This is a genomic window from Kerstersia gyiorum, assembly GCF_004216755.1.
Classification (GTDB): Bacteria; Pseudomonadota; Gammaproteobacteria; order Burkholderiales; family Burkholderiaceae_B; genus Kerstersia; species Kerstersia gyiorum.
Genome location: NZ_SGWZ01000005.1, coordinates 222,856 through 231,025 on the forward strand (window position 1 = coordinate 222,856; position 8,170 = coordinate 231,025).

The window sequence follows — 8,170 nt, forward strand, 5'->3', positions numbered from 1 at the left end:
CAATTGAGGCAGACGCAATGAGCCGACGTCAGCCGTGCCGCGTGCCACAGACAGGGCAGCCCGGGTCACGCACGACCTTGACGCTGCGCCACTGCATGCCCAGCGCCTCCAGGCGCAAGAGCCTGCCTGTCAGCGGCTGGCCTATCCCTGCCAATACCTTGAGCGCCTCGGCCGCCTGCATGGCGCCTATGATGCCCACGACCGGCCCGAAGACCCCCGAGGTCGCACAGGTCATGGTGTCCGGCTCATCGGATTCCGGGAACAGGCAGTGATAACAGGGTGAACTTTCCTGGCGGGTATCGAAAACGCTCACCTGCCCGTCGAAGCGTATCCCGGCTCCCATGACCAGCGGTTTCCCCAGGCGTACGCAGACCCGGTTGATGGCGTGGCGCGTCTCGAAATTATCGGTGCAGTCCAGCACGATATCCGCGTCCGCCGCCAGCCGCTCCAGCCCGGCCTCGTCCAGGCGTTGGCAGACGGCCTCGACCTGTACCTCGGGATTCAGGCGCGCCAGCGCCTGACGGCCGGACTCGGCCTTGTAGGCGCCCACGGTTCCTGTGTCGTGCAGCACCTGGCGTTGCAGATTGCTGAGTTCCACGCGATCGTCATCCACCAGGATGAGACGGCCGACGCCAGCCGCCGCCAGATACAACGCGGCAGGCGAACCCAGGCCGCCTGCCCCGACCATCAGCACTGTGCTTTCCAGCCAGCGCTGCTGAGCTTCTATGCCCGCCTCATCCAGCAGGATGTGGCGGGCATAGCGCAACAACTGGTCGTCATTCATGACTGCAGGTCGTTCATTTCTGGCTGGATTCGACGCCATCGACAGTGATGCGCTGGCGTGCGGCAGGCGCCGCCTCGACCACCGTCGTGCCGCCCGGACCGCCGGTTTCGACAGGCCGGCCCTGCAGCAGGTTGATCGCCTGGCGCAGTTGGAAGTCGTCGTCACCGCCGAACTCGAACATCTTGAAGTCCTTCAACTCTTCCTTGTCGATTTCATTGGAGCGGACTTCCTCTTCCGGCGTCTGCTTGTTCGACAGGTGGCGCTGCAGGTCGGCCTCGCGCGGCAGGCGGAACAGATCGCCCTTTTCGGTATCGGACACCACGATATCCGGCTCGATGCCCTTGGCCTGGATAGAACTGCCGTTGGGCGTGTAGTAGCGTGAGGTCGTGAGCTTGATGCCGGTGTTCTCGGACAGCGGCAGGATGACCTGCACCGAGCCCTTGCCGAAGGTGCGGTTGCCCATGACCTTGGCGCGGCCATGATCCTGCAGCGCGCCGGCCACGATTTCCGAAGCCGAGGCCGAGCCCGCGTTCACCAGCACAACCAGCGGCACCGTCTTGGCCCATTCAGGCAGATCGCGCATGTAGTTGCTTTCGCCACGCGCGAAATCCACCGGGTTGGCCAGATAGCGATGGCGCGATTCCGGGGCACGTCCGTCGGTGGAAACCACCAGCACGTCCGGCGGCAGGAATGCGGCGGACACGCCGATGGCGCCGGTCAGCAGGCCACCCGGGTCATTGCGCAGGTCAAGCACCACGCCCTTGGGCACGCCGTTGCGGCCAAGTTCGCGCAGGTGCTGTACCAGGTCGGCGCCAGTGCGCTCCTGGAATTGCGACACACGCACGTAGCCGTAGCCGTCATCCAGCATCTTGCTGCGCACGCTGCGCACCTTGATGACGTCGCGCACGATGTCGATGACAATGGGCTGGTCCACACCGTCGCGCACAATGGTCAGGCGGATCGGGGTCTTGGGCGCGCCGCGCATGAGCTTGACCGCATCCGTCAGCGTCATGCCTTTGGTCGGCGTGTCGTCGATCTTGATGATCAGGTCGCCGGCCAGCACGCCGCCGCGCGCGGCAGGAGTGTCTTCGATGGGCGAAATGACCTTGACGAAACCGTCCTCGGCGCCGACTTCGATGCCCAGCCCGCCGAATTCACCCTGGGTGGCGGTCTGCATGTCCTCGAAGGCTTCCGCATCCAGGTAGGCCGAATGCGGATCCAGGCTCGACAGCATGCCGGAAATGGCGCCGTTGATGAGATTGGTATCGGTGACGGGCTCGACGTAATTGTTCTTGATGGCGCCAAAGACGCTGGTGAACTGGCGCAGTTCATCAAGAGGCAGCGGCGTGCCGCTGCGCTCTGCCACCGCGCTGATCCCGATACTGGTCAATACGCCAGCCACAGCGCCCAAGGCAACCAGGCCGAAACTCCGCGTTTTACGAGTGCTCATGCACATTCCCGTATGAAGGCCGGCAGTGAAAACGCCGGCGATAAATTGCCGCCTTGCCAGAACACCGCGCCGCCGGATTCAACGCGCCATGAAGCGCGCCGGATCGACAGGCGTCCCACGATGCCTGACCTCGAAGTATAGGCCCGAATCCACCTGTCCGCCTGTCGCTCCAGCCAGCGCAATGGCTTCCTGGCGGGCCACTGCATCACCAACCTGTTTCAGCAGGCTCTGGTTGTGGGCATAAACAGACAGGTAATCCTTGCCGTGATCCACGATGATGATGTTACCGAAACCACGCAGCCAATTCGCGTACACCACCGTGCCTGATTCGATGACGCGCACCGGCGTCCCCTCCGGCGCTGCGATCAATTGACCCCGCCAGGCCCCGCCATCGGGTTTCTGCGTGCCATAACGGGCCAACACCTGTCCCGTCAGCGGCGCCTTCAAACCCGTGCGCAAGCCATTGCTCAAACCCGCCTGCCCCTGCCCGCCCGGCGCCACGGAGACTCGCGGCGCGGGTGAAGTTGGCGGTGCTTGCGCGACAGACACTTCGACCGGCGCGGACGCGGGCGGTTCCACCGGACTCACATCTACGGTTTCGACCGGTTCCTGGCGCGCCAGTTCCGTCGGCGCCGGGGTCGATTCCGGCGCGCTCAGGCGCGGCCCTTCAACCTGACGCAACGAAGATACCGGCCCGCCTTGCGACGTGGCATCACGAGCGGCCAATACACGTTCGCGTTCCTGTTCACGCGCACGTGCCGCCGCCGCACGATCAGCCGCGGCTTTTTCGGCAGCGGCCTGCTGGGCCGCTGCACGTGCCGCCGCCAGGCGCGCCTGGCGTTCGGCTTCGGCCTTGGCCCGGGCCTGACGCAATTCTTCCTGACGCCGCAGCTCCGCCTGGCGACGCACTTCCGCCGCACGCCTGGCGGCCTCCAACTGCTTGCCCAGGTCATCGACCAACTGGCCCAGGCGCTCATCGTCGCGGCTCAGGCGGCTGGCTTCGACGCGCTGGGCGCGTATACGGTCTTCCAGGCGGGCCAGTACGGCCGCCCGCTCTCGCTGCTGGACCTCGCGCTGGCGCCGCTGCGCCTCGGCATCCTGATTCAACGCCGCCAGCCGCTCGCTGCCGGCGCGCTGCTCGGCCTGCAGGGTTTCCAGGCGCCTGACTTCCGCATCCAGGCCGCGCACGGTTTGCGCGCGCGCCTGGGCGACATAATCCAGATAGGCCAAATTGCGGCCATTGTCCTGTGGGTCGCCTCCCGACAGCCAGATGCTCCAGGGCGACAATTCATTGACATACTGTTCGTGCAATTGCTGCGCCAGGATCTCGCGGCGCTGCGCGAGATCCTGCTGCACGGCCGCGACCTCGCTTTCCAGCCGTGCCAGTTCAGCCTGCTGCTGACGCTCCTGCGCCGCCAGTTCGTGCAGGCGCCGTGTGCTTTCGGACAGCGCCTGTTCCGACTGGCGCAGCGCATCCGCCGCTTCTTTGCGTTCGCTTTCGCGCAGTTCCAATTCTTGCTGCACGGTGCGGATGCGTTGCTGCAGTTCCTTGCGGCGCTCCTGAGCCTCACGCTGGCTGTCGCTCACCTGCTGCGCATCCGGCGCTGCGCCGGCCAGCGGCGGCGCCAACAGCGCCAACCAGAGCAGGCACAACCGGCACAGCACGCCCGGACGGAGATTCATGATCGACAGCCTCTGTGAGTGCCAGCCTTACTTGCCGGCCTTGCCTTGCGCAGCCACTGCCGCTACGGCCGCAGCGATGGCTTCCGGATCGCCCAGGTAGTAATGGCGGATCGGGCGCAGGTTTTCGTCCAGTTCGTAGACCAGCGGCTGGCCGGTGGGAATATTCAGGTTGACGATTTCCTCTTCGGATACGTCGTCCAGGTACTTGATCAGTGCGCGCAGGCTATTGCCGTGCGCGGCAACCAGCACCTTGCGGCCGGCGCGGATAGCCGGCGCAATGGATTCGTTCCAGAACGGCACGACACGTTCCACCGTATCCTTCAGGCATTCAGTGGCCGGCAGGTTTTCCGCAGCAACGCGGGCATAGCGCGGATCGAAACGGGGATGGCGCGGGTCGTCGAGATCCAGCGGATTCGGTGCGATGGCATAGGCACGGCGCCAGACCAGCACTTGCTCGTCACCATACTGGGCGGCGGTTTCCGCCTTATTCAAGCCCTGCAGAGCGCCGTAGTGACGCTCATTGAGGCGCCAGCTCAGGCCCAGCGGCACGTACATGGCATCCATCGCATCCAGCGCGATCCAGGCGGTGCGGATGGCGCGCTTGAGCACCGACGAAAACGCGACGTCGAAGGTGTAGCCTTCGCGCTTGAGCAGCTCGCCGGCCTGCCGCGCCTGTTCGCGGCCGGTTTCCGTGAGGTCGACATCGGTCCAGCCGGTGAAGCGGTTTTCAAGGTTCCACTGGCTTTCGCCGTGACGCATCAGCACTAATTTATACATGGCGGGCTTTCAAAAAGAGTTGTAGAACCCGGCCATTTTAATGGCTTCGGCAACGCTTGGCGGGCCCAGACACGTTCTGACGCCATTCGTGCTGCCATTCGCCATGACGGCAGCACTGCCGGCACGGCCCGACTGCGGTAATATCTGCTATTCAGATCAATCCGGGCCGCATCCCTGCCGCCCGCGCCAGCCCGCAGGAAATACGAAGTGGACTTCATTTATTCGCCTGAAAATCTCATGCTCATCGCCGTGGTGCTGCTGTCCGGCATCATGCTCGCGTGGCCAGCCATCACCCGCAGCCGCATGGGCACCAGCCTGGTGCCTGCCGCTGCCGTCCAGTACATCAACCACAAGAACGCGCTGGTCATCGACGTGCGCGCCAGCGAAGCCTTCCAGAAAGGCCACATCGCCCAGGCACGCCACATCGGCGCCGACGAAGTCGAGCAGAAGGCCGACGCCCTGCCGAAGAACCGGCCACTGCTGGTCGTCAGCGAAACCGGGCGCGACACGGCCCGCGTCATCGCCACGCTGAAGGCCAAGGGCCACGCCGAAGTCGCCAACCTGGAAGGTGGGCTGCGTGCCTGGAACCAGGCAGGCATGCCGCTGGCCAGCGGTAAACGCTGAGCATCCCGGGAGGTCTCGCCATGAATTCCGTACGCATGTATTGCACGGCAGTCTGTCCGTACTGTGTCCGTGCCGAAATGCTGCTGCGCCAGCGCGGTGTGGAGCAGATCGAAAAAATCCGCATCGACACCGACCCGTCACAGCGGGATGTCATGATCGCGGCCACAGGCCGGCGTACCGTGCCGCAGATCTACATCGGCGACACGCACGTGGGCGGCTTCGACGACCTGGCCGCGCTGGACCGCGCGGGCGGGCTGCAAGCGCTGCTCGCCGGCTGATCCCGGCGGCCTGAAACCCATTCTCTTATTGCAACCATTTTTCGCAGGAAGCACCATGTCCGACCAGGAACAACAAGCCAACGGCCAAGCCGCACCGTCCTTCAGCATGCAGCGCGTCTATCTCAAGGACCTGTCGGTCGAGATGCCCAACGCGCCGCAGATCTTCCTGGAACAGGAAGGCCCGAAGGTGGAAGTCAGCATCAACGTCGGTGGCCAGCGTCTGGCAGAAACCGTGTTCGAATCCACCGTGACCGCCACCGTCACCACGCGCATCAACGACAAGGTGCTGTACCTGGTTGAAGGCACGCAAGCCGGTATCTTCGAACTGGCCAATATTCCCGGCGAACAAATGGACCCGCTGCTGGGCATCGTCTGCCCGACCATGCTGTACCCCTACCTGCGCGCCAACATCGCCGACGCGATTACCCGTACCTCGCTGCCCACGCTGCACCTGGCCGAAGTCAACTTCCAGGCGCTATACGAACAGCGTATCGCCGAACTGCAGAAGCAGCAGGTGGAACAGGCCGACAGCGGCATCATCCTGCCCCCGGGCGCCACGCGTCAGTAAGCCGCATGTTCGCTGCAAGGGAACCTGACCGTCAAGCCCGCATTGCCGTACTCGGCGCGGGCGCCTGGGGCACCGCCCTGGCGGCAGCTGCCAGCCGGCATGGCGATACCATGCTGGTGGCGCGTTCGTCCGAAGCGGCAGCCAGGCTGGCCGCAGACCGCGAAAACACGCGCTACCTGCCCGGCATCGAGCTACCCGCTACGCTACGCTACGGCCATGGCCTGGACGCCGCGCTGGCTCACCTTGCAGGCGACCATGCCCCACTGCTCATCCTGGGCATTCCGGTGGCCGGACTGGCCTCCACCTGCGCCAGCCTGGCGGCAGCATTGCTGGCCCGGCCGCTGCCAGGCCTGACCGTGCTGCGCACCTGCAAAGGCTTTGACGCCCAGACTGGTGAACTTCCGTATGAAATCAGCCATCGCCTGCTCGATGGCATTCCCGGGCTCGCCACAGGCGTGCTGTCCGGCCCTTCGTTCGCCCAGGAAGTCGCGCGCGGCCTGCCCGTCGCCCTGACCGTCGCCAGCCCCGCACCGCACGCACGCGCAATCGCCACCATGGCCTTGCACGGCGGGCCGGTACGCGTCTATGGCAGCGATGATGTCATTGGCGTGGAAATCGGCGGCGCACTCAAGAATGTCATGGCCATCGCCTGCGGTATTGCCGATGGCCTGGAACTGGGCACCAATGCCCGCGCCGCCCTGATCACCCGGGGACTGGCGGAAATGACCCGCCTGGGCATTGCCCTGGGCGCACAGGCGGCCACCTTCTCGGGCCTGACAGGGCTGGGAGACCTCGTCCTGACCGCCACCGGCGATCTGTCACGCAATCGCCGCGTGGGCCTGGCGCTGGGCCGTGGCATGACGCTGGAAGCCATCCTGGCCGACGGCATGACTGCCGAAGGCGTACGCTGCGCCCAGGCCGCCTGGCAGCGTGCCCAGGCGCTGAACGTGGACATGCCCATCACTGCTGCGGTTTGCCAGGTGCTCGATGGTACCCATACCCCGGAGCAGGCTGTCGCCACACTGCTGTCGCGCGAAGCCCGGGCCACGGAATCCCCATCCCAGCCCTGACCCCTGTCAGGCCAACGGCCTGATCCACACGGACGCAAGGGATGCCAAACAGGTATTGACCGGCATTGCCAATGGGCTCGGTCCGCCAGTCAAGCTGGCCTTGACGGAAAGAAACAGCATTCCTATGAAATGGGCCTGGACAACACGTCAGGCCCGGCCTCGCCGCAGCGTGCCCATGCGCCTTGCCGCCGCCATGCCCGTAGAGAAACGCTGCCACCGTTCTGTCGCGTCGCTCCGGCCTGCCGCGCCGCCCTCCCTGCACTCGCGCGATCCTGGCTGTGTTACCCAGCAGGGCTACTGCCAGACGCTGTCTAGGGTTTTGGCTTCCAGCAAACGCCTGGCCCATATGCGCAGCATGGCGCCATCGGCCTGATGCAAACGCGTCAGCCCCGCATCCGGCAAAGGACCGAAGCGCAACTCCAGTTGTTCGCGCAGCAACCCCGCCATGCCTTCATGACGACCTTGCTCCAGGCCGCGATGCAATCCCTGTTCCAGGCCTTGTTCCAGGCCTTGCCGCAACCCCTGTTCCAGCCCCTTGCGGATGCCTATCCGTTCCACACTGCTGATGTAAGCCATGTTGCGCTCCTTCTCGAAACTTGCCAGGGATTGCCAGAATGCCTCGTCAAGGCTGGCGGGCAGGGCCAGGATGCCGTCGATGAACAGGAACAGCTGGCGGATGCGCCTGGCCTGCCAGCCGTATTGATACAGGCTGCGCACCAGCTGTTTCTTGTCTTCCAGACGTGCCTGCGGCGTAATGCGCCTGGCTGCTGCCAATTCGGCCAGCACGATGATGGCAAACGGGTTGGCAGGGGCCTGGCGGCGCAGCTCCTCTTCACGGCCTGCCCAGTCCAGCAAATGTACCACCGGCACGCGGTAGCTCAGGCTCAGAAAATCCTGACCTTTCGGTGCATAGTGGTAGTGCAGGACGCTGCCCTG

At 64.9% G+C, this 8,170-nt stretch carries 9 protein-coding genes; 4 read left to right on the plus strand and 5 right to left on the minus strand.

Annotated features, from left to right (window positions below):
• Nucleotides 1-28 precede the first annotated feature (28 nt).
• The 4 genes from EV679_RS14910 to gpmA form a co-directional block, all read right to left on the minus strand.
• A complete protein-coding gene (locus EV679_RS14910; RefSeq protein WP_068371518.1) occupies nt 29-784 on the minus strand; it encodes a HesA/MoeB/ThiF family protein in 756 nt (251 codons plus the stop codon).
• A 13-nt stretch (nt 785-797) separates the two neighbouring features.
• Entirely contained in the window at nt 798-2,234 is a 1,437-nt protein-coding gene (locus EV679_RS14915; protein WP_165390062.1) for a S41 family peptidase, read from the minus strand.
• Nucleotides 2,235-2,312: 78 nt separating this feature from the next.
• On the minus strand, nt 2,313-3,917 hold the full coding sequence (locus EV679_RS14920) for a peptidoglycan DD-metalloendopeptidase family protein (protein ID WP_130487626.1): 1,605 nt from the start codon (nt 3,915-3,917) through the stop codon (nt 2,313-2,315).
• A gap of 27 nt (nt 3,918-3,944) precedes the next feature.
• Nucleotides 3,945-4,694 carry a 2,3-diphosphoglycerate-dependent phosphoglycerate mutase gene (gene gpmA / locus EV679_RS14925; protein WP_068371524.1) on the minus strand — a complete coding sequence of 250 codons (750 nt, stop codon included), beginning with the start codon at nt 4,692-4,694 and terminating at the stop codon, nt 3,945-3,947.
• 207 nt (nt 4,695-4,901) lie between these two features.
• Between gpmA and EV679_RS14930 the strand changes: the two genes are divergently transcribed.
• Genes EV679_RS14930 through EV679_RS14945 form a run of 4 tightly spaced genes read left to right on the plus strand, consistent with a single transcriptional unit; the run spans nt 4,902 to nt 7,234 of the window.
• Entirely contained in the window at nt 4,902-5,318 is a 417-nt protein-coding gene (locus EV679_RS14930; protein ID WP_238591384.1) for a rhodanese-like domain-containing protein, read from the plus strand.
• A 20-nt stretch (nt 5,319-5,338) separates the two neighbouring features.
• The gene (gene grxC, locus EV679_RS14935; RefSeq protein WP_068371526.1) at nt 5,339-5,596 is read left to right on the plus strand and encodes a glutaredoxin 3; all 258 of its coding nucleotides are present in this window, start codon (nt 5,339-5,341) and stop codon (nt 5,594-5,596) included.
• 55 nt (nt 5,597-5,651) lie between these two features.
• Nucleotides 5,652-6,164 (plus strand): protein-export chaperone SecB, encoded by a 513-nt coding sequence (gene secB / locus EV679_RS14940; protein ID WP_068371528.1) that lies wholly within the window; start codon nt 5,652-5,654, stop codon nt 6,162-6,164.
• 5 nt (nt 6,165-6,169) lie between these two features.
• On the plus strand, nt 6,170-7,234 hold the full coding sequence (locus EV679_RS14945; RefSeq protein ID WP_130487627.1) for an NAD(P)H-dependent glycerol-3-phosphate dehydrogenase: 1,065 nt from the start codon (nt 6,170-6,172) through the stop codon (nt 7,232-7,234).
• A 294-nt stretch (nt 7,235-7,528) separates the two neighbouring features.
• Here EV679_RS14945 and EV679_RS17665 read toward each other — a convergent pair.
• On the minus strand, nt 7,529-8,170 hold a 642-nt coding region (locus tag EV679_RS17665), incomplete at its 5' end, for an RpnC/YadD family protein (RefSeq protein WP_477218292.1).

What these genes read in the sequence shown, in the direction of transcription:
- EV679_RS14910 (WP_068371518.1), bottom strand. Translation starts at nt 784, where the DNA reads ATGAATGACGACCAGTTGTTGCGCTATGCCCGCCACATCCTGCTGGAT.
- EV679_RS14915 (WP_165390062.1), bottom strand. Translation starts at nt 2,234, where the DNA reads ATGAGCACTCGTAAAACGCGGAGTTTCGGCCTGGTTGCCTTGGGCGCT.
- EV679_RS14920 (WP_130487626.1), bottom strand. Translation starts at nt 3,917, where the DNA reads ATGAATCTCCGTCCGGGCGTGCTGTGCCGGTTGTGCCTGCTCTGGTTG.
- gpmA (WP_068371524.1), bottom strand. Translation starts at nt 4,694, where the DNA reads ATGTATAAATTAGTGCTGATGCGTCACGGCGAAAGCCAGTGGAACCTT.
- grxC (WP_068371526.1), top strand. Translation starts at nt 5,339, where the DNA reads ATGAATTCCGTACGCATGTATTGCACGGCAGTCTGTCCGTACTGTGTC.
- secB (WP_068371528.1), top strand. Translation starts at nt 5,652, where the DNA reads ATGTCCGACCAGGAACAACAAGCCAACGGCCAAGCCGCACCGTCCTTC.
- EV679_RS14945 (WP_130487627.1), top strand. Translation starts at nt 6,170, where the DNA reads ATGTTCGCTGCAAGGGAACCTGACCGTCAAGCCCGCATTGCCGTACTC.